Source organism: Luteolibacter luteus (assembly GCF_012913485.1).
GTDB classification, from domain to species: Bacteria; Verrucomicrobiota; Verrucomicrobiia; order Verrucomicrobiales; family Akkermansiaceae; genus Haloferula; species Haloferula lutea.
The window spans coordinates 301272-320630 of sequence record NZ_CP051774.1 but is presented as its reverse complement, the minus strand read 5'-3'; the positions used below and the strand labels follow the sequence as shown (position 1 = coordinate 320630).

The 19359-nt window shown below is 62.0% G+C and carries 15 protein-coding genes; all 15 read right to left on the bottom strand.

All coding sequences use genetic code 11. The features are described 5' to 3' along the window. Nucleotides 1–25: 25 nt before the first annotated feature. On the bottom strand, nt 26–1168 hold the full coding sequence (locus HHL09_RS01170) for a PEP-CTERM sorting domain-containing protein (protein WP_169452674.1): 1143 nt from the start codon (nt 1166–1168) through the stop codon (nt 26–28). A gap of 256 nt (nt 1169–1424) precedes the next feature. Then, nucleotides 1425–2480, bottom strand: a complete 1056-nt coding sequence (locus HHL09_RS01165) for an alpha/beta hydrolase (protein WP_169452673.1) — start codon at nt 2478–2480, stop codon at nt 1425–1427. Nucleotides 2481–2492: 12 nt separating this feature from the next. Then, a complete protein-coding gene (locus tag HHL09_RS01160; RefSeq protein WP_169452672.1) occupies nt 2493–3893 on the bottom strand; it encodes a sulfatase family protein in 1401 nt (466 codons plus the stop codon). Between the two features lie 17 nt (nt 3894–3910). Continuing rightward, nucleotides 3911–5554, bottom strand: a complete 1644-nt coding sequence (locus HHL09_RS01155) for a sulfatase-like hydrolase/transferase (protein WP_169452671.1) — start codon at nt 5552–5554, stop codon at nt 3911–3913. 25 nt (nt 5555–5579) lie between these two features. After that, on the bottom strand, nt 5580–7184 hold the full coding sequence (locus tag HHL09_RS01150) for a sulfatase family protein (protein WP_169452670.1): 1605 nt from the start codon (nt 7182–7184) through the stop codon (nt 5580–5582). Nucleotides 7185–7189: 5 nt separating this feature from the next. Beyond that, nucleotides 7190–8620 (bottom strand): sulfatase, encoded by a 1431-nt coding sequence (locus HHL09_RS01145; RefSeq protein WP_169452669.1) that lies wholly within the window; start codon nt 8618–8620, stop codon nt 7190–7192. 48 nt (nt 8621–8668) lie between these two features. Next, on the bottom strand, nt 8669–10105 hold the full coding sequence (locus HHL09_RS01140) for a sulfatase (RefSeq protein ID WP_169452668.1): 1437 nt from the start codon (nt 10103–10105) through the stop codon (nt 8669–8671). Nucleotides 10106–10538: 433 nt separating this feature from the next. Beyond that, nucleotides 10539–11771 carry an ABC transporter permease gene (locus HHL09_RS01135; protein WP_169452667.1) on the bottom strand — a complete coding sequence of 411 codons (1233 nt, stop codon included), beginning with the start codon at nt 11769–11771 and terminating at the stop codon, nt 10539–10541. Between the two features lie 12 nt (nt 11772–11783). Continuing rightward, a complete protein-coding gene (locus tag HHL09_RS01130) occupies nt 11784–12545 on the bottom strand; it encodes an ABC transporter ATP-binding protein (RefSeq protein ID WP_169452666.1) in 762 nt (253 codons plus the stop codon). A gap of 23 nt (nt 12546–12568) precedes the next feature. Continuing rightward, nucleotides 12569–13696 carry an efflux RND transporter periplasmic adaptor subunit gene (locus HHL09_RS01125; RefSeq protein ID WP_169452665.1) on the bottom strand — a complete coding sequence of 376 codons (1128 nt, stop codon included), beginning with the start codon at nt 13694–13696 and terminating at the stop codon, nt 12569–12571. A gap of 348 nt (nt 13697–14044) precedes the next feature. Then, a complete protein-coding gene (locus tag HHL09_RS01120) occupies nt 14045–14776 on the bottom strand; it encodes a LytR/AlgR family response regulator transcription factor (RefSeq protein WP_169452664.1) in 732 nt (243 codons plus the stop codon). A 24-nt stretch (nt 14777–14800) separates the two neighbouring features. Then, on the bottom strand, nt 14801–15973 hold the full coding sequence (locus tag HHL09_RS01115) for a sensor histidine kinase (RefSeq protein ID WP_169452663.1): 1173 nt from the start codon (nt 15971–15973) through the stop codon (nt 14801–14803). Nucleotides 15974–16088: 115 nt separating this feature from the next. Then, nucleotides 16089–16379 carry a pentapeptide repeat-containing protein gene (locus tag HHL09_RS01110; RefSeq protein ID WP_169452662.1) on the bottom strand — a complete coding sequence of 97 codons (291 nt, stop codon included), beginning with the start codon at nt 16377–16379 and terminating at the stop codon, nt 16089–16091. Nucleotides 16380–16503: 124 nt separating this feature from the next. Next, complete coding sequence (locus HHL09_RS01105) at nt 16504–17133, bottom strand: gluconate 2-dehydrogenase subunit 3 family protein (RefSeq protein WP_169452661.1); 630 nt, start codon at nt 17131–17133, stop codon at nt 16504–16506. A gap of 20 nt (nt 17134–17153) precedes the next feature. Continuing rightward, complete coding sequence (locus HHL09_RS01100) at nt 17154–18914, bottom strand: GMC family oxidoreductase (protein WP_169452660.1); 1761 nt, start codon at nt 18912–18914, stop codon at nt 17154–17156. Nucleotides 18915–19359 lie beyond the last annotated feature (445 nt).

The window sequence follows — 19359 nt, the reverse complement described above, 5'->3', positions numbered from 1 at the left end:
GTCGCCTTGGCGGACAGAGGAGACTTTAGCGGCGGCGAAGGATCAGGGCTGCGAGGCCCAGCGGAAACAGGAGTGCGAGGGTGGGCTCCGGGACGCTGGCGAGATTCAGCGTGCCGGTGTTCGCATCGAAGGAGACGTCATAGCCACGCTCCGCGAAGTTTCCGGTCCAGATGCCATTGCCGATGTCCGTCAGGCTGACGACGCCGGTGGTGTTGGCATCGGTTCGGATGGTGACGCTGTTGAAGTTCCCGCTGGATGCGTCGAGTCCCTGGATAAGTTGGTAGGTGCCGGAGGAACTGTAGTCGCTATTCAGGCGCAGTCGCAGTTCGCCGCCCAGATCGATGGAGCCTGCGGTGACATTGATCGCATCCACACCCGCCGCTTTCACGTCAAGTGTGAGCAATCCGGTCGATTGCAGCGAGAGCAGGCTGGTGAAATTGAGCGTGGCCGGGCCGGCGCCGATATTTCCTTCGGAGCCCGGAGAGATGCGTCCACCGGAATGCACATCCACGGCCCCCACGGTGCCGGCTCCGGAAAGCGTGCCACTGGCACCGATGGAAAGGTTGCTGTAGGTGGTGAATAAGCCGGTGTTCGGCACTTGCAGCGTGCCGTTGTTATCGACGGTCACGGCACCGGAGTAGGTGTGGCTCACGTTTTCCGCCAGCAGGGTCACGCCGCTGCGGATGTTCAGCGTGCCGCTGCCGCCCAGCCCGCCATTGCCATTGTCGGGATTGCCGATGCGAAGGCGGCTGCTGCCGCTATTCGAGATCGTGGTATTGCCGTCCAGGATGAGCTTGGCATGAACGTTGGTGTTGGTGGTGCGGCCTGCCAGCACTTCGATGCCGGGGGAACTCACTTCGGCGCTGCCGCCCTGGATGGTCAGGACGGCCCCACCAGCCTGGTTCACATTGGTGACGGCATAGTTCTGACCTACCACCAGCTTTCCGATCGTGCCGGAGCTGTTCACCGTCACGCCACGGGCACCTGCGTCGTAGACGAAGGTATCGGCATTGGTCGGTGCCAAGGTACCGGTGCCGCCGTAGTTGACGGCATTGAGCCAGTTATTGTTCGGCCCGGTTTCGAGCCAGGTGTTGGTGGCGGCATGGAGGTCACCACTGCCGAGAAGGGCGAGCGCCGCGAGGGGGGCAATACGAGAAAGATAGTACATGAGTTCGCTTCGAGAGGTTGGCCGGGCGCGTTGGGTTCCGTTGCGCGGCGGGGGATCGGACGAGTGCCGGAGTTCCGCGGCTGCGGTCGCTCATCGGCCAAGGGGATCCAGTGGACTGGTCAACTCCCGGAAACAAAAACTCCTCGGGCGGTTCCCATCGGAGCGGACGGACCAACCCCGGAGGGAGCCCGTGCACCGCGGCAGGTTGAGAGGGCTGCTTGGTGCCGTCAATGAAATCTAGAGTAATCGGTGGGATTTAATCAGCGAAAGCGAGCTGCTGCTTCAGGAAGCCGATTGCCTCGATCAGACCGTCCTTGCCCTTGGCGGAGTCACCGGTGATCAGGGTGTGGGTGACTCCGAGTTCGCTGGCCTTCGCGGCCAAGGCTTCTGAGTGGCGCGGGCTATGGACATAGGCACCGCGGTTCGGTGGATTGTCGCGCGGGATGTTTCCTGCGGTGAAGAGGAAGAGTGGCGGGGTCTCACGGTTGAGCAGGCCATGCACGTCCACCTTGGCACGTGCGGCCTTCGCCTTTTCCGAATGCAGGCCTTCTTCCGAGGCGAGGTGATAGAACCGCAGCGGCTCTTCGCTGTCCCTCAGGATCCCTTGGGGAGCTGGCCCGACAAGCGACTCCCATTTCAGCAGGTCATAAGTGGCCTGGCCATTGATCGAGGCGGCAGCTTGCACGCGGCTGGACTCGCGGCTCACGGGATCTTCCGACTTCGGATCCGCGAGATCAGGATGTGCGGCAATCCAGAGCGAACTGCCCGCCCCGGCCGAGCCGCCGAGAGTCGCAATGCGTTCCGGATCGATGTTCCATTCCTTCGCGTGATGGCGGGCATGCTGTACCGCCCTGGCGATGCCCGGCAGGATTTCCTGCACCGGCTTTTCCGGGAGGAAGGGGTAGTCGATCGTGAGCACTGCGAAGCCCTCGGCACGAGCCTTGGCAAGGAAGTCTGGCTTCAAGCCCTTGCGTGTGCCGGCCTTGAAACCGCCGCCGTGGATGAAGACCAGCAGTGGAGCCGGGGCCTCGCTATCCGCCTTCCAGAAATCGAACACCGATGCTGGATGGGGTCCGTAGGAACCAGCCTCGATGGTTGGCGTTGGCAGGGATGCCGTGGTCTTCTTTCCTACGCCCTGCGTCTGGCGAAAGGCGCGGGCTTCTTCCTGCGTGAGCGTGCCGTTCTTGTCAGCATCGGCAGCGGGGAAGCGCTTGAGAAGCTGTGCGAGCTTCTCCGGGGATTGCTGTGCTCCAGCAGATTGCAGGAGCGCGAAAGATGAGAAGATGATGAACGGAAAGAGGAGAGGTTTCATGATCGGTGTTTCTCAAGGCTTCGGGGTGAGGATTGTACGGAAGGCCGCAAGCTGGGGGTCGCCGGTTTTCTCCATCTGGGCGACGAGTGCCTCGACCAGTTCCTTGCGGTCGCTCGCATAGGCGGGATCGTCGATGACATTGCGGCGCTGTGCCGGGTCCTTCTCCAGATCGTAGAGTGCCAAGGGGGATCCCTTGATGTATTGATCCAGACGGGCACGAATTTCGGGGTGGCTGGCTGCAGCTTCGTCCAAGGCCGGATAGGTCAGGCCCTGCATCGCTTCCACGCGCAGGGGCTGGCTGCCGCTCCAAGGGAGGAAGATCAGCGAGCGCGCGCGCGTATTGACGGCGCGCTGCGGAAACTGCTTCCCGCTGCTCACGCCATTCACGTGGGTGAAGACCTTGTCACGGCCGGGTTGAGATTCACCCGCTAGCAGCGGCAACCATGACACGCCATCAATACCCTGCGGGGCGGGAATTTTTACCAGTTCCAACAGCGTGGGCAGGATATCGACGCTGGATACCAACTCGGTGTGTCTGGTCGCTTCGGGCCCGGACGGCAGCTTCAGCAGGACCGGCGACCAGGTGCCATTGTAGAAGACCGTCGCCTTTGAAAAGGGCATCGAGATCCCGTGATCGGAGAGGAAAAGCACAACGGTATTCGCCGCGAGGCCGGAGTCCTCCAACGCCGCCAATACCTTGCCGAAGCTTAGGTCGAGGCGCTGCACGCTGTTCGAATACTGCGCGTATTCCTCCCGGATGTCCGGCAGGTCTTCGAGGAAAGCCGGAACCTTGACGTCCTCCGCCTTGAAGGGCTTCGCCACCGCGCCCGGAGACTCGGGCCGCTGTTTCTGTTTCAGCTGCTGCTTGCGATTCGGGGCGGCACCGTAGAAAGGCCGGTGTGGGTCGCCGATGTTGCAGTTGATGAAGAAGGGCTTTCCTTCGGTCTTGGCTGTGGCGATGGCCTGGCTCACCTGCGTGCCGAGCTGTCCGGGATTTTTCGCTGAGCCGTCGAACTTCGCGTCCCATGGGAAGGCGGAGTCGGGTTTCATGTGCGCGATTTTATTCAGCGCGGCGATGTAGTAGCCGTTTTCCTTCAGGACCGTGGCCAAAGTCGGCACGTCCTTGTTGATCGGATTGAACCCAAGCCCGCCGCTGCGGTGGGGCACACGGCCGGTCATGATCGCGGCCCGGGAAGGCTGGCAGATCGGTGCGCTCACGTGATGATTCGTGAAGCGATGGCTCACCGAGGCGAAGCGATCGATATTCGGCGTCGGCTGCAAGGGATTGCCCATCCAGCCGGGCGAATCCGCATTCATGTCATCGGCGGTGATGAGGAGGACGTTCAGCTTTGTTTCCTCCGCGAGGGCAGGGAAGGAAAGCCCGGCCAGAAACAGCAATGCAAAGATTCTCATGGGTCTCGGTCTCGATATTATTTCCCCGCGGAGACGAACTCTTCCTTGGTGAGGATGGCGTCGCCATCCTTGTCGAAGCGGCTGAATCGGCCGAGGGCGGCCTCCCCATCGCGCTGGTTGGCGAGGAACTCCTCACGGCTTAGCTTGCCGTCGGCATTCTTGTCCTTGCTCGCGAAGAGCTTCGCGCGGTCCTGTCCCTGGCCCTGCCGTTGTGGTGCGGGCGCGGCGATCTGCGGCTTTGCTTCCGGATAGGAGGCGAGCTTGCCGCGCAACGTTTCGACAAGTTCCTTTTGCTCTCCTGCGAGGTTTCTCGTCTCAAGCGGATCCTTCGCGTAATCGTAGAGCTCGAACTGAGCTCCGTCGCTGGACCCCGGTTTTTTCCACTCCACCAAACGGTGGGTGGCGGTGCGCAGCGAACGTCCGATCTGGCCTTGATGAGGCACGACCTGGAGCACGTGCTCGTGAACGGTGGCAGCTGGATCCTTCAGCACTGGCACAAGGCTCTTGCCTTCCAGCGAAGGTGAGGTCTGTGGTGCGGGCAGACCGGCGAGCTCCACCAGGGTGGGGTAGAGGTCCACCGATTGCGCGAGTGCCGCAGTGTGTGATCCCGGCTTGGTCACGCCCGGTGCCGCGATGATGAATGGGATGCGCGTGGCCTGCTCGTAGTTCGTGAACTTCCCCCAGTAGCCGTGATCGCCGAGGTGCCAGCCATGATCACCCCACAAGATGACGATGGTGTTTTCCGCAAGGCCGAGCCTGTCGAGTGTATCCAGGACCTTGCCGATCTGGGCATCCGTGTAGCTCGCCGCTGCGTAGTAGCCGTGCAGTAGCTCCAGTTGCTTCTCATCGGAGAGCGAGTTCGCGTCCTTGGTGTCCTTATAGGCCGCCAACTCGCCATTCGGGCGATGGGCCGCGGCGGGTGCGCCTTCGGGCGGCTTGCGCAGCTCCGGGAGCTTCAGCTTCGAACGATCGTAGAGATCCCAGTATTTCTTCGGGGCGACGAAAGGCAGGTGCGGGCGAATGAAACCGGTGGCAAGGAAGAAGGGCGTGCCCTCGCGTTGCTTGGCCGCTTCGAGGCGGCGGATCGCTTCATCGGCGATCTTGCCGTCGATGTAGGTGTCATCGGTGACATCCGCAGATTCGGTGGCAGCGCCGCGGTTTCGAAGCGGGTCTTGATTCTGCCTCGCGGATTGTGGCGGACGGTTGGCTTCGAGGGCGTAAGTCTGCGCTGGCAGTTGCGCGCGCGGCACGCTCCATGAGGCGGCGTCATCCTGATTGCCCTGGCCGACGTGATAGATCTTGCCGAGGTTTTCCGCACGATAGCCATTCCGGATGAAGTGCTGCGGCAAGGTTATGGCGTCAGGAGCTGCCTTGCGGAAATTCGTGGCGAGATCGTAGATGCCCAGGGAGCCCGGTCGCACGCCGGTCATCAGCGCGTTGCGCGAGGGCGAGCAGAGTGCCTGGTTCGTGTAGGCGCTGTCAAAGCGGAGCCCGCGTGCGGCGAGACGGTCAATATTCGGCGTCTTCGCGATGGGATCGCCGTAGGCCCCGATGTTCGGCTTCAAGTCATCGATGGCGATGAGCAGGATATTTTTCTTCGTCTCCGCGGCGAGCGGGAGAAGCGTGGCGAGCAGGAGGAAAAGAGGGATGTGCGGTTTCATCGACATCATTTGTTAGAAGGAAGATTCAGCGGGCAGGGCCGGAGAGCGGCGGGTTTTCGAAGTAAGCCCCATCGTTCTCGATCCGTGGGTCTCCGCTGCGTTTCAATTCGGCGAGGAGCTTGGTTTCGAGCCCGGCGCGGATCTCGGCGTAAGCGGGATCTTTGGCGAGGTTCACGGTTTCATAGGGATCCTTCGCGAGATCGTAGAGCTCCTCGCGGGGGCGCTTGGCGAAGGCTATGTCGAAGTAACGGCGGCCGAAGTCCGTACTACGGTTCGAGATGAGCCAGGACTTCGTGGGGCCGGCATCCATGTCGGCGGCCACAGCCCTCGTATCGTCGGCCACACGTTGCTCCGTCAGTGCCTGATCCTTTTTGTCCAAGGCGGCATAGCTCCCGAGCGGCTCACGCTCCGGCTTGAAATTGATGATGTAGAGATACTGGCCGGAATGGATCGCGCGCTGGGGATAGGGCAGGAAGTTCTCCCGGGCACCATCCACATGGCGTTCGCGACCGGTGAGCGTCCAGGTGCGCTCGGGATCGACCTGGCCGGATTTATCGGATTTCAGCACCGGCCACAGGCTGCGGCCTGTCACCGCGGCAGGCACCTCGACCTTGGCTGCTTCCAGGATTGTCGGCGCGAGATCGGTGAGGTTCACGAAGTCATCCACCACGCGACCGCCCTTCACTCCGGGCCCGCTGATCGCGAGGCTGACGCCGGTACCGAAGGTGTAGAGATTGCACTTTCCATTCGGGAAGCCGGGCGCGCCGTGATCCCCGCTGATGACGATCAGGGTGTCATCGGATTCACCGGCTTGCTTCAGTTCATCGAGGATTACGCCCATCGCGCTATCCAGCGCCGCCACTTCGCCGAGGTAGTCCGCCAAGTCCTCGCGGATCTCAGGTACATCCGGGAGGAAGGGCGGGACCTTGCCCTTCAGTGCTTCGGGATCGATGCCCCAGAGGGCTTTGCCGCTGCCGCGCTGCCACTTGCGATGCGTGTTCGTGGGGCCGAACCAATAGTGGAAGGGCTTCGCGGGATCGCGCTTTGCCAGGAAGCTGCGGAAGTTCCCGCGCACCTCGTCGTAGAGCACCTTCTTCGCGTCTTCGATTGTTCGGCCTTTTCCAGCGAGACGCGTGGCGACTTCCGAGAAATTACCAAAGCGATTGCCCGCGCTCTCGTAGCCGTATTGTTGTCCGCCGAATGGGGCGTCCACGGGCTGCCCGGGACTCCAGACCTTGTAGCTCTTTCCGATGTCGTAGCCGGCATCGCGGAGCAGCAGGGGAAAAGAAGGAATCGCCGGGTCCCACTTCGCGCCGGAGAGGATGGCACCACGGCCGGTGCGCCAGAAGTACTGGCCGGATAGTAGCGCACTGCGGCAGGGCGTGCAGGAGGGAGCATTGACGTGGGCGTTCCGGAACAGCACGCCTTTCGAGGCGACTTCGTCGAAAACCGGGGTGCGTGCAAACTCGTTCAGGGCGGCCAAAGGCGATCCCGGCTGGGCATTCCGGTGATAGATGCTGGCATAGCGGCCCCAGTCATCGGCGAAGATGAAGAGGACATTCGGTTGCTCGGCAGCGGACAAGGTGGCACCCATGCCGAGGAAGACGGCGAAGCGGAGCAGGAGTTTCATGGCGTTCAGTCCGTGGTTCCAGCGGCAGCTCCGGCGCGCTTTCCGCGGTTTTGCCTGCGGCCGCCGCCTTGCTCGGGATCCCTCATTCCATCACCTTTCGTCAGGCCCGGCGCGTTGTTCGCGGGAAGTAGTGCGGCGAGTTCCTTCTTCAGGGATGCTTGATCCTCGCTGCTGGCTAGGTTCGTCCATTCGTAGGGATCGGTGCGATGGTCGTAGAGCTCTTCGGATCCATCCGCATAGCGGGTGTATCTCCAGTTTTCCGTGCGGATGGAATGATTGCCCTGCAGCCAGGTGCTGAGCGCGTGGCCCTTCCACTCTGCGGCGGGATCCGCGAGCAGGGAGCGGATGCTGTCGCCCTCGACATGAGCGGGCTTGGTGACGCCGGCGAGCTCGGTGAGCGTGGGATAGAGGCTGCTGAAGTCCACAGGGCGCGTGCTGATCGTGCCGGGCTTCGTCACCCCGGGGACGACCCAGATGTAAGGGGCTCGAGTGGCTTCCTCCCAGAGTGCGAATTTCCGCCAGTGCTCCTTTTCACCGAAGTGCCAGCCGTGGTCACCGAGCAGGATGACGATGGTATCCTCCCGATACTCCGAGCTCTCCAATGCATCGAGCAGACGCCCGATCTCCGCATCGGCATAAGACACGGCGGCGAGGTAGGCCTGCACCGCTTCCTTCCAGCGGCCGGAGTCCACGATCTTCTTGTGATCGCTGTCGGGCCGCGCGAAACGGACCCCTGCGGCGGGCACGTCATCGAGATCGTTCTCCTTGATGGGCGGCAGTTCGATCGACTCCAGGGGATGGAGGTCGAAATACTTCTTTGGCACGAACCATGGCATGTGCGGCTTGTGCAGGCCGACGGTCAGGAGAAAGGGCTTGTCGTGCTTCTTCTGGAGCTGGCTGATCCCGTAGTCCACGATGCGGTGATCGCTGAGCTCGGAATCCTCCGCGTCCACCACGCCGAAGCGGATGCCGCCGACGCCCTTGCTGCCCTGTGGTTCGGGGCCGGCGGGGCCTTCGTTCTTCAGATAGTCGTCCCACTCGGTCTTCCGGTCGAAGCCGCCGTGGTAAAGCTTTCCGGAGCCGAGCGTGAGATAGCCCGCCTGGCGGAAGACGGAGACCAGGGTCTTCTCCGGAGCGATCACCTTCCGCCAATCGTCGCCATTGCCATAGACGCCGGAGGTGTAAGGACGCACGCCGGAGAGGAGGCTGGCGCGCGAGCCATTGCACACCGGCACGGTGGCGTGGGCATTCGAGAAGCTCACGCCACGGGCAGAGAGCTTGTCGATATTCGGCGTCTTCGTCTGCTTGTTCCGGCCGGTGTAGCCGATCCAGTGGTTCAAGTCATCGGAAGCGATGAGCAGGATGTTCGGCTTCCGCGTTTCCTCCGCGTGGAGGAAAGGCGCAAGGAGCAATAGGAGAAGAACGTGCTTCTTCATGGTACGCGGGATCTAACAATTCGATGTGGGTAGCGTTAATCAGGGCGATCACTGGTTGCGCTTCCGCTTCTTCTTGCCGCCCTTCGGCGCGCCATTGGCCTGTGCCTCGTTCTTGGTTGGCAGCGGGGCCTTGATCGACTCGCGCCATGCATCGAGCTTCGCGAGGAGTTCCTTCGCTTTCTCCGGTTGGGATTCCGCGAGGTTGTTCTTCTCGCCGATGTCCGCGTCCAGATCATAGAGCTGCACGGAGCGGTCTTCGAGGCTTTGAATGAGCTTCCACGGGCCGCTGCGCACGGCGCTGGCGGGCTTCGTGCGCCAGGTGTTATTGCCCGCGCCGAGGTAGCCGGGGAAGTGCCAGAAGATCGCGTCACGCTCTACCTTCCCGTGTTCGGGATCCTTCAGGAGCGCGGCATAGCTCACGCCATCGAGCGTGTAGCCTTCGGGCTTTTGGGCCTTTGCGAGTTCCAAGGTGGAGGGGTAAAGATCGATCGAGGCGATGGGCTGCTTCGACACGGTGCCTGCGGGGATGGTGCCCTTCCAACGGAAGACGTAGGGGACGCGGATGCCACCTTCGTGAAGGCTGCCCTTGCCAGCCTTCAGCGGTGCATTGTCGGTGGTGTCCTTTGCCTGGATACCCTCGCGCTGGTAGCCGCCCACGCCGCCATTGTCGCTGGAGAAGATCACCAGCGTGTTCTCCGCAAGGCCGAGTTCATCGAGCTTCGCGGTGATGCGGCCCACGCTCTCGTCCACGCTCGCGAGCATGGCGGCATAGACCGGATCCTTGTGGCCGCCGACCGCCGGCTTCGCCTTGAACTTCTCGATCAGCTCCTTCTTCGCTTCATAAGGCGAGTGCACGCCGAAGTGCGGGACGTAGAGGAAGAAGGGGCCGTCCTTGTGGCGCTCGATGAAATCGACAGCCTTGTCCGTGAGGAAGTCGGCGAGGTAGGTGCCTTCCGGATAGGAGACCTTGGGATCGGTGACGAAGTTGAAGTGCTTGCCGTTCGAGACGATGGCTTCATCGAAGCCGCGCTTCGAGGGATGAGCCGCGGGTTGGCCGCCGAGGTGCCACTTGCCGAAGAGGCCGGTGGCGTAGCCTGCGTTCTTCAGCGACTGCGCGATGGTGATCTTGTCGGCGGGGAGGGTGACGACGTTGTCCGCGGGGCGCAGTGCCTGGCTTTTCCAATCGAAGCGATCGATATTTCCTACCGTGTAGATTCCGGTGCGCGGTCCGTACTGGCCGCTGATCAGCGCGGCGCGCGTGGGCTGGCAGTTGGGACCATTCGTGTAGCCATTGGTGAACTTTACTCCTTCCTGGGCGAGGCGGTCGATGTTCGGGGTCTCGTAGTACTTGCTGCCATAGGTGGAGACGTCCGTGTAGCCGAGGTCATCGGCGAGGATGAAGACGATGTTCGGACGGTCCGCGGCATGGGCGAGGGCGGCGAGGGACAACAGGAAGGTGGGCAGAGCCACGCGGATCGGGTTCATGGAATCGAAAGTAGGATTTGGAAACATCAGCGGACCGGCGTGGTTGTGCGTGCCTGCGCCGGATTTTGCCGGTGGGCGGATCCTCTAGGTGGTGATGGATCCTTGGCATTCAGTCGCGGTCGTGGCGACGGGCCTGTCCTCTCCATGATGAAGTCGGCAGCTTCCCTTGCGGGAGCGAGGCGGGGGAAAGCTTCGTAAATAGCTCCGCTTTGTAAAGATTAAATCTCTACCGATAAAAGGGTATTTGGTCTGAGCCAGGGCAGGAATCTTGCGCTCGAGGAAACAGAGATCGCCAGGGGCGGCGGGAATGCCGGAGGTCGGGTGGCCATCGATACCACCGCGATCTTGCAAGGCGCGCCCTCTTCTCCCGAAGAGGGAGCGTTGTTAGGTCATGTTTCCCGGCAGGTTGCCGGCAGGTCGCCTGCTTCCCGCTTCACTCGAACCGCAGCGCGTCGATGGGATCCATCACCGCGGCCTTCCGTGCAGGATAGAAGCCGAAGAAGACTCCGATCACGAAGCTGACGCTGAAGGCCAGCAAGATGCTATTCGCGGTGACGATCGCCTTGAAATCCGGCACCATGCTCGCGACCCACGAACCGGCGATTCCCAGTCCGACGCCGATCGCGCCGCCGAGCAAGCTTAGGGTCACGGATTCGATAAGGAATTGCAGCAGGATATCGCCCGGTTGCGCACCGATGGCGATGCGGATGCCGATCTCCCGTGTGCGCTCGGTCACGCTCACCAGCATGATATTCATGATGCCGATGCCACCGACGAGCAGGGACAGCCCCGCGACGGCACCGAGGAAATAGGTCAGCATCGTAGTGATCGTTCCGAGCGTGTCCGCAATATCCTTCTGGTTGAAGATATTGAAGTCATCGTCCGGTCCCTCGCCCAGCCGGTGACGCTGGCGGAGCAGAGCCGTGATCTGTTGCTGGGCGGACTCCATGTGATCGCTGCCCTTGATCTGGAGATTTATCGACCGCAGGTAGGTATCGCCTGTTAGGCGACGCATCGCGGTGGTGTAGGGGACGAGGATGCGGTCATCCTGATTCTGCCCGCCCATGCCTGCGCCCTTCGCCGCCAACTGGCCGATGATCGTGAAAGGAATGTTCTTGATGCGAACGGTCTGGCCGATGGGATCGATGGGGCCGAACAATTCGTGCGCCACCTTGCTGCCGATCACCGCGACCTTCGCATTTCCGTCCACCTCGCGATCCGTGAACATGGATCCACGCTCCACCGGCCAATCGCGGATCTTCACATATTCTGGCGAGGAACCCATCACGCTGGTCGACCAGTTTCGCCCGTTCGCAATGGCCTGCGTGGTGACGCTGACTTCGGGGCTGCCCGCTACCACGCCGGTCACTTCCTTCCGGATCGCCGCAGCATCCGCGAGTGTCAGCGTGCTGGCACTGCCCATCCCTGAGTTCACTCCCTGTGAACTCTTGCTACCCGGGAAGACGAGGATGAGGTTCGAACCCAGCGCGGATACCTGGTTTTCGATCTTCACCTGAGCGCCCTTGCCGATCGAAACCATCAGCACCACGGAGGCCACGCCGATGATGATGCCGATGGCGGTCAACGTGGACCGCATCTTGTTCCTCCGCAGCGCACGCAGGGCGATGCCGAGGGTGAGGACGAAACGTTGGAGCAAGGTTCCCATGGCGGTAGGAGTTCAGACGAGGTCCGCCTGCAGTTCGGAAGCATCGAGCTCGGCGCGCTGATCGCGGGCGAAGGTCCTGTTTTCCACGATCGTGTCGCGGACGATCCGGCCATCGCGCATCACCACGTTGCGCTTGCAGTAGGCCGCGATGTCGAGCTCGTGGGTGACCATCACGATGGTGATGCCCGCGTCATTGAGCTCCTGAAAAAGGCCCATGATCTCGATGCTGGTGCGTGTATCCAAATTGCCCGTCGGCTCGTCAGCGAGCAGCAGCTCGGGGCGATTTACCAGCGCGCGTGCGATGGCGACACGTTGCTGCTGGCCCCCGGAGAGTTGATTCGGGCGGTGATCGGTGCGTGCGCCAAGGCCCACTTTCTCCAGGGACTCCAGCGCGCGCTTGCGGCGTTCGCCAGCGGACACGCCGGGACTGCTGTAGCACATCGGCAGTTCCACGTTTTCACATGCGGTGGTGCGGGAAAGCAGATTAAAGTTCTGAAAGACAAAGCCGATTTTCCCATTCCGCACGCGGGACAGCTCCTTGCGGCTGGAGTTCGCGAGCGACACGCCGTCTAACAAATAGGTGCCTTCCGTCGGCCGGTCCAGGCAGCCGAGCATGTTCATGAGTGTGGACTTTCCCGAGCCACTGGGACCCATGATGGCGACGAATTCGCCGCGCCGGACTTCCAGCGAAAGGTTCTTCACGGCACGCAGCTCCATGTCGCCGGAGCGGTAGACCTTGCTCACGTCGGAGAGTTGGATGGTGGCGGGATTCATGGCGCTTGATACGGCTTGCTTGGTTAGGTGGGTGGTGGTCCGCCTTCGGGCATCATGCCCTTCCGGCCGGTGCCGGTGGCAGAGATGACGACCTTTGTCCCGTGATCGATTCCGCCCAGCACTTCGGTATCGGTTCCATCGGTGATGCCGGTGGTCACGATCGCGGCCTGGAGGCTTTTCCCGTCATCTCCGGCCACGTAGACCAGCTGCTGGCGGCGCTCGAGTTTCATGTCGCCACTGGAGTTCACCGGGGTTCCTTCCGGCGGGCTGAAGCGTAGCGCGGAATTCGGGATCTTCGCCACGTCCGCACGCTCGGCCACGAGGACGGAAACTTCCGCAGTCATGCCCGGCAGCAGTTTTTGCTCCTCGTTGTTCACGGTGATGATCGTCTCGTAGGTCACCACATTTTCCTTGGTGACCGGTGCCTTGCGGATCTGGGTCAGGGTGCCGTGGAAGGCCTCGTCCGGATAGGCATCCACCTTGAAGTCGACGCTCTGCCCGGGCTTCACCTGGCCGATGTCGGCTTCGGAAACGGATGCCACGATCTGCATTTCGCGGATGTCCTGGGCGATGGTGTAGAGCACGGGCGTGGTCATCGCCGCGGTCACCGTCTGGCCGATATCGACCTTTCGCGAGATCACGATGCCATCGACGGGGGCGAGGATCTTGCAGAAGCTCAAATCCGCGCGGGCGCGGTCCAACACCGCTTCCTTCATCGTCACCGTGGCCTTCGCCTGGGCGAGTTCCGCGACGACTTGCTCCAGGTCGATCTCAGCAGCGGCCTTGATCGGGACCAGCATCTTCGTGCGGGCGAGCTGCTTTTCCTTCAGCACGACATTTGCCTCAGCGCTGGCAAGATCGCCTTCCGCCTCCTTCACCTTGGCCTGGTAGACGGAGGGGTCGATCTCGGCGACCAGCTCGCCTTTTTTCACCGGCGAATTGTAGTCGGCATTCAGCGTGACGATGCGGCCGGAAACCTGGCTGCCGACATCCACGCTCACCACGGCACTCAGGGTGCCGGTGGCGGTGACGTAGGAGGTCAGCGAGCCGCGGCTGATCGAGACCGTCTCGTAGCGGGGGGAATGGCCGCCGCCGGGCTTGCACGCCGTGAGCAAGACTGCGGTGAAAAGGATGACGGGATAGGATTTCATGCCATCTGGGGATGGGGCCTGGATTGGGAAGGCCGTCTCATGCCCCCAGCTTCTCCCGGTTTTCCGATCCCGCCACGCTGGCAGGACGAGCGGTCCCTTGACCGGATGAACGGTCGGCAGCGGAGCCCTCCGCGGCCGGGAAGACCGCGGGCGGAAGTGGAGATCCGCCCGCTCCTCCCCCGTGACGCACGGCGCCACGGGACAGACGGATCTCCAAATCCTAACGACCGGTCTGCCGATTCTCCTGATAAGGCAGAGGCGAGCGCATGACGCCATGTATCCCGCAGGGAAATGGCATCGCCTAGGTCCGCCGGATAAGCGGAAGTTTCGCAGGATGAACGGTTCGCCTCAGAGGCCGGTGCGGTCCCGGAAAAGCTGGGACTGGCGGCGTGAAAGCTCGATTTCCTCACCGCTTTGCAGGCGCACCTTCAGGCAGCCGCTGAACCAGGGCTCCACACCCGCGATCTGGTGAAGATTGAGCATCTGGGAGCGATTCGCGCGGAAAAACAGGCTCGAGGGCAGCCGCGCTTCCATTGAGTTCAGCGTGCGATAGATCATCGCCTTGTCCGTGCCGAAATGGAGCATCGTGTGATTTCCTGCGGACTCCAGCAGGCGGATTTCCTTCACGGGCACGAACCAGCAGCGTTCGCCCTCGCGCAGGAAGACACGATCTTCGGGGTTCAGCGGGATCTCCGCAGCGGCAGCCGCGGGCAAGGCCTCATCGGAAGCGGTGCCCGCTTGCAGCTTGCGCAGGGCGGCGGCGAGGCGTTCCGGGTGCACCGGCTTCATCAGATAATCGAGCGCATTCACCTCGAAGGCGCGGAGCGCGAACTCATCGTAGGCAGTGACAAAGATGACCTGAGGCTGGGGCGAGGGTAGCAGGCCGATGAGATCGAAGCCGCTGCGGCCCGGCATTTGGATATCGAGAAAGATCAGGTCGGCGGGCTCGGCTTCCAGCAGTTGCAGTGCCTCCGTCACGTTGCCCGCCTCGCCCACGATCTCGATCTCCGGATGCGCCCGCAGCAAGGTTCGCAACTCGCGGCGGGCGAGCGCTTCGTCATCGATGATCAAGGCTTTCATGGGAAAGGAGGGATGGGTTTCATCTCACAGCACCGCGGCCTGCGGCAAGCATACCGCAGCGCGCACGCGGCCCGGACGGCGCTGCTGGAGGCGGAAGCTGGCGTTCCCCTGATAGAGCAGCTGCAAGCGGGTGCGGATGTTTTTCAGGCCAAGCCCTCCCTCGCTCCTTTCTTCGAGGGTGCCGGGATTCCACACCATGCAGCAAAGCGTACCACGACAGGCGCGGAGATGCAGGACGATCGTGCCACCTTGCTCGCTCTTCGCCACGCCATGCTTGATGGCATTCTCCACCAAGGTCTGGATAAGGAAAGGCGGCACCAGCCAGTGATCGAGCCCGCGACCCACGTGGCGGTGAAACAGCAGCCGCGAACCGAAGCGTAACTGCTCGATCGCGAGATGGCTATCGATGGCGGCGAGTTCCTCGCGCAGCGGGATGAGGTTCTTATCGCTCTGGCGCAGCGACCCGCGCAGCAGGTCGGAGAGATGGGTGACGGCATCGCGCGCCTCCGCATTCTCCCGAGGAATCAGGGCACGCACGGTATTGAGGCTATTGAAGAGGAAATGCGGGTCCATTTGCCGGCGCAGGTTCCGCACCTCCGCCTCGCGGCTGCTGGCCTCGATTCGCAGGCGCTCCAACTGCGAGTGCTGGTAGGCGCTAAAGAGATGGTGCATGAAATAGCCCGCGATCCAGATGATCTGGATCAGCATGGCGGCATTCGCGATGCTGAAGATCGCGACGGCCAAGGCTCGCTCCGGGGTGAGCGATTGGTGCGCGCCTCGTGGGCCTGTGAGCACGAAGTCTTCCCCCGCCAGCAGCATTCCCAGCCCGGTCAGAGAGGCACCCCAGACGACGGCGAGCAGCAGCATCCATGGGAGCAGCCGTAGCAACAAGCCCGCCCAAGTCGGCTGGCCTCCGCGCAGCCCCAGAATCACGCCGCGTAGCACGTGGGTCCAGAGCACGCCGGAAGCGCACATCGCACCCATCATGAGCAAGCCCGTGTGGGCATCCTCGCCGCGCGGCAGGACGAGGGTCATCGAGGCCTGGGAGAGCCACAGGAAGCACCATCCGCCCGCCTGCCAACGCCAGTAAGCCGGATGGCCCAGCCAGCGTCTTTTCCAAGCAAGGTCCTCACCATCCACCGGCGGCACGCGCTGTGCGGCGAGATCCCGCCATGAGGGGAGTGCTGCGGTGGTCATAGAAGAAGGAACAGCGGCGGGCCGCCCTGATGCGGGGAGTTTGCGATGGCCCACTATCACCTCCGCTGTCCGGACATCAATCCTTTGCTCGATCGGGATCTCAAAGTAAAGCCGCTCAGTCCAAGGCGCTTGCCTGGCTCTCCCGGTAGACCCTGAGCAGCTCGGTGACCTCGATTCCCTCGATGGTCATGTGCTCGTAGCAAGCTTCCGTGATCGAGAGGCCGCAGCAGTTCGCATTGTGAATCCGTGCTCCCGAGAAGGAGATGTCCTCGAAGTTCACGCCGGCGAGGCTGACATCCTCAAAACGCGAGTTCGCGAGATTGACGTTCTCGAAACGGGCCTCGCTGAGATTCACGTTCGAAAACTCGGACCCCTTGAGGCAGGCATTTTCGGTTCGGGCGTTCATGGCGATCTTTGAACAATCCCGACCCATAGCGGGCGAGGGGACTCTTGGCGAGTTCGCAATTGTCCCGGATTTGGAAGGGGAAACGAAAAGGGCGGACCTTCCGGTCCGCCCTGGTCGATGAAGCTTATGCTAGCCCCAGATGCTTCAGCACCTCGGGAGGCGGGCCGGGGAATTCGGCCATCGGAACGTTTCCGACGTAGCCGATGGCCTTCCAGCCTTCGGGAGTGGAGAAATAGCCGCCGATGGTGAGGAAGCGGATCTTCTCGAAGTAGCCGAAGCCTTGTTCGCGAGCCGGGGTGCCTTCCTTGACGAGGTCCGTGACAATTTCCAGGTGCTGCTCGGGCGAGGCATTCGGGAAATCCCGGCCGAAGCGGCGGTTTGCTTCCGCGTCAAACCACTCGAGCCCCTTGCGGACGACCTCGAGGTCGGCGATCTGGGCATCGTAGGGGGCGCTCACCCATTCGTTGATGAATTCCGGCACGCCGACCTTGCTGGCGGCGGGGCCGTGCTCATCGGCGGGAATGATCACATCGCAGAGCAGGGTCACGATCATCATTTCCCGTTCCACGAGCTGGAGTTTCCACGGGATGTCCTTGGCGAGCAGATTCGGATCATGGCCGATGCCCTTGCCTGCGCCGGCGGCTTGGCCGAAGGCGGGCATGTTCACGGTGGCAAGAGCAGCGGAAAGAGCGGCCACGCGCTTCAGCGCCACGCGGCGGGTGAAGCTGGCATTGAAAAAGGATGGAGTTTCCATGTCTAGGTGCGTGGTGGTTCTCAGATGTTGCCCTTGCGCATTTCCTCGGCAAGCCAGGAGCAGCTCCGCATGGCGATGGCCATGATGCTGAGGGTCGGGTTCTTGTCCGCATTGCTGGCGAAGGGTCCGCCGTCGGTCACGAAGAGATTCGGCACTTCCCATGCCTGGCAGTATTGGTTCAGCACGGACTTCTCCGGATCACTGCCCATACAGGTGGTGCCCACTTCATGAATGATGGTGCCGCCACCCATGATCGCCTTTTCAGGATCGGTCTCGATTTTGCCGAGCACCTTGCCGCCCATGTTTTCGATGATACCGGCGAAGGTCTTCTGCATGTGGACGGCCTGCTTTTTCTCGTGATCGCTCCACTTCCAGTGGAAGCGTAGCACGGGGATGCCCCACTTGTCCTTCCGCTCCGGGTCGATCTCGCAGTAGCTGTCCTCATTCGGGATCATCTCGCCGCGGCCGGCGAAGCCGACGATGGAGCCGAAGTAACGGCGGGCGTCCTCCTTCAGCTTCTTGCCGAAGCTATTGCCATCCGGCAGGTAGGTGCCCATGCCGGGTGCGCGGCGTCCGCCGCCCAGCTCGATGTGGTAGCCGCGGGCGAAGTCGAGCTTCCCGGCGAGCTGTTCCTTGTAGAGCCACCATGGGGTATAGACGTGCATGCCGGAGATGCCGTCCTCATTGTGAACCGGCGTGTTTTCCAACGCGGGGATCTGGCCGACGACGTCGCTGCCGACAGTATCCATGAGATAGCGGCCGACCTTGCCGGAGCCATTCGCGAGGCCGTTCGGGAATTTCGACGACTTCGAATTGAGCAGGATGCGCGCGCTTTCGCAGCCGCTGGCGGCGAGAACGACGACCTTTGCGGTAGCTCGCTCTTCCTTGCCGGTCTGCTTGTCGATGTAGAGCACGCCGGTGGCCTTGCCCTCATCGTTCACAATCACCTCGCGCACCATCGCTTCGGTGATGATGTCGAGATTTCCGGTTTCGATCGCCGGGGGCAGGAGCACGGTGGTGCTCTGGAAATTCGCACGGATCGAGCAGCCGCGGCCGCAATCCGTCGCGTAGAAGCACGCCGCGCGCCCATTGAGCGGCTTGGTAAGGATCGCCATGTGTGCGGGCACCACGGGGATCTTCAGGTTCTTGCAATGCTTCTGGATCAGTAGCTCGAAGCCGCGTGGCTTTGGTGCCGGTTGCAGGGAGCCATTGAGGGAGTCGGGGGTGTTCTCGAGGCCCTCATTCGAACCGAAGACACCGACGAGAGCCTCCGTCTTGTCATACCATGGCTCGAGGTCCTTGTATTCCATCGGCCAATCGAGGCCGAGGCCATCGCGGGACTTCGGCTTGAAGTCGTAGGGGCCCATGCGCAGCGAAATGCGGCCCCAGTGATTGGTGCGGCCGCCGAGCATGCGAGGCCGCCACCAGGTGAAGCTCTGTTTGGTGGACTTCGCATTCCAATCACGCGCATCGTGCCATCCTTCTTCGCCCTCGCGCCGTACCCGGTAGGGTTCATCCGGCACGGTCCAGCCGCCGCCCACCGTGGCATCGAAGAAGCCGAAGGGCTTCTCCGGCGTGGCGATGCCGCGCAGCGGAGCCTGGTCGTTCCGCTGGAACATCGGCGTTTCTTTCTCCGGATCGTAGTTTCGTCCGGCCTCCAGCATCAGGACCTTCAATCCTTGCTTGCAGAGGGTGTAGGCGGACATCCCGCCAGCGGCACCGGAGCCGACGATCAGGACGTCATAGGAAGGGAGGGTCTTTCGAGGCGTGATAATAGGCATGAGAAAGAGGAGGACGTGGGAAAGCTGTTTCGAATCTAACGTCTGAAGGGGACCGGTAGCTTAGCGGTGCAGATTATAACGGCAGTCAGGCGGGTGTGCTGCCCGTCCGGATTGAGCGTGGTTGCTAAAAGGTGAAATCGATGCCGAGGCCTGGATTTTTTCAACGCTTCGGGCTGAAACGACAAATTTCACGGATCAGTCGGATTTACGGATCTTGAACCAACTGAAGGATGTTCTGTCCCATCCTAACCCAAAAACCCATCCGTAAATCCGTCTAATCCGTGAAATCCCGATCCATGGTTTGAAGCAATCGAAAGGCTTTTCCGAATGAGGTTCCCGGGGTGGCTTGAGGCGGATCAAGTCCGATCCGCCCCGTCACCTGAAGTCATTCGTGAAGCAGAGGCATTCGTTTGAAATGAAGGGTTGGAATTTGTCATTGGCCGCA

What these genes read in the sequence shown, in the direction of transcription:
- HHL09_RS01150 (WP_169452670.1), bottom strand. Translation starts at nt 7,184, where the DNA reads ATGAAACTCCTGCTCCGCTTCGCCGTCTTCCTCGGCATGGGTGCCACC.
- HHL09_RS01135 (WP_169452667.1), bottom strand. Translation starts at nt 11,771, where the DNA reads ATGGGAACCTTGCTCCAACGTTTCGTCCTCACCCTCGGCATCGCCCTG.
- HHL09_RS01145 (WP_169452669.1), bottom strand. Translation starts at nt 8,620, where the DNA reads ATGAAGAAGCACGTTCTTCTCCTATTGCTCCTTGCGCCTTTCCTCCAC.
- HHL09_RS01100 (WP_169452660.1), bottom strand. Translation starts at nt 18,914, where the DNA reads ATGCCTATTATCACGCCTCGAAAGACCCTCCCTTCCTATGACGTCCTG.
- HHL09_RS01110 (WP_169452662.1), bottom strand. Translation starts at nt 16,379, where the DNA reads ATGAACGCCCGAACCGAAAATGCCTGCCTCAAGGGGTCCGAGTTTTCG.
- HHL09_RS01155 (WP_169452671.1), bottom strand. Translation starts at nt 5,554, where the DNA reads ATGAAACCGCACATCCCTCTTTTCCTCCTGCTCGCCACGCTTCTCCCG.
- HHL09_RS01120 (WP_169452664.1), bottom strand. Translation starts at nt 14,776, where the DNA reads ATGAAAGCCTTGATCATCGATGACGAAGCGCTCGCCCGCCGCGAGTTG.
- HHL09_RS01105 (WP_169452661.1), bottom strand. Translation starts at nt 17,133, where the DNA reads ATGGAAACTCCATCCTTTTTCAATGCCAGCTTCACCCGCCGCGTGGCG.
- HHL09_RS01170 (WP_169452674.1), bottom strand. Translation starts at nt 1,168, where the DNA reads ATGTACTATCTTTCTCGTATTGCCCCCCTCGCGGCGCTCGCCCTTCTC.
- HHL09_RS01130 (WP_169452666.1), bottom strand. Translation starts at nt 12,545, where the DNA reads ATGAATCCCGCCACCATCCAACTCTCCGACGTGAGCAAGGTCTACCGC.
- HHL09_RS01125 (WP_169452665.1), bottom strand. Translation starts at nt 13,696, where the DNA reads ATGAAATCCTATCCCGTCATCCTTTTCACCGCAGTCTTGCTCACGGCG.
- HHL09_RS01160 (WP_169452672.1), bottom strand. Translation starts at nt 3,893, where the DNA reads ATGAGAATCTTTGCATTGCTGTTTCTGGCCGGGCTTTCCTTCCCTGCC.
- HHL09_RS01140 (WP_169452668.1), bottom strand. Translation starts at nt 10,105, where the DNA reads ATGAACCCGATCCGCGTGGCTCTGCCCACCTTCCTGTTGTCCCTCGCC.
- HHL09_RS01115 (WP_169452663.1), bottom strand. Translation starts at nt 15,973, where the DNA reads ATGACCACCGCAGCACTCCCCTCATGGCGGGATCTCGCCGCACAGCGC.
- HHL09_RS01165 (WP_169452673.1), bottom strand. Translation starts at nt 2,480, where the DNA reads ATGAAACCTCTCCTCTTTCCGTTCATCATCTTCTCATCTTTCGCGCTC.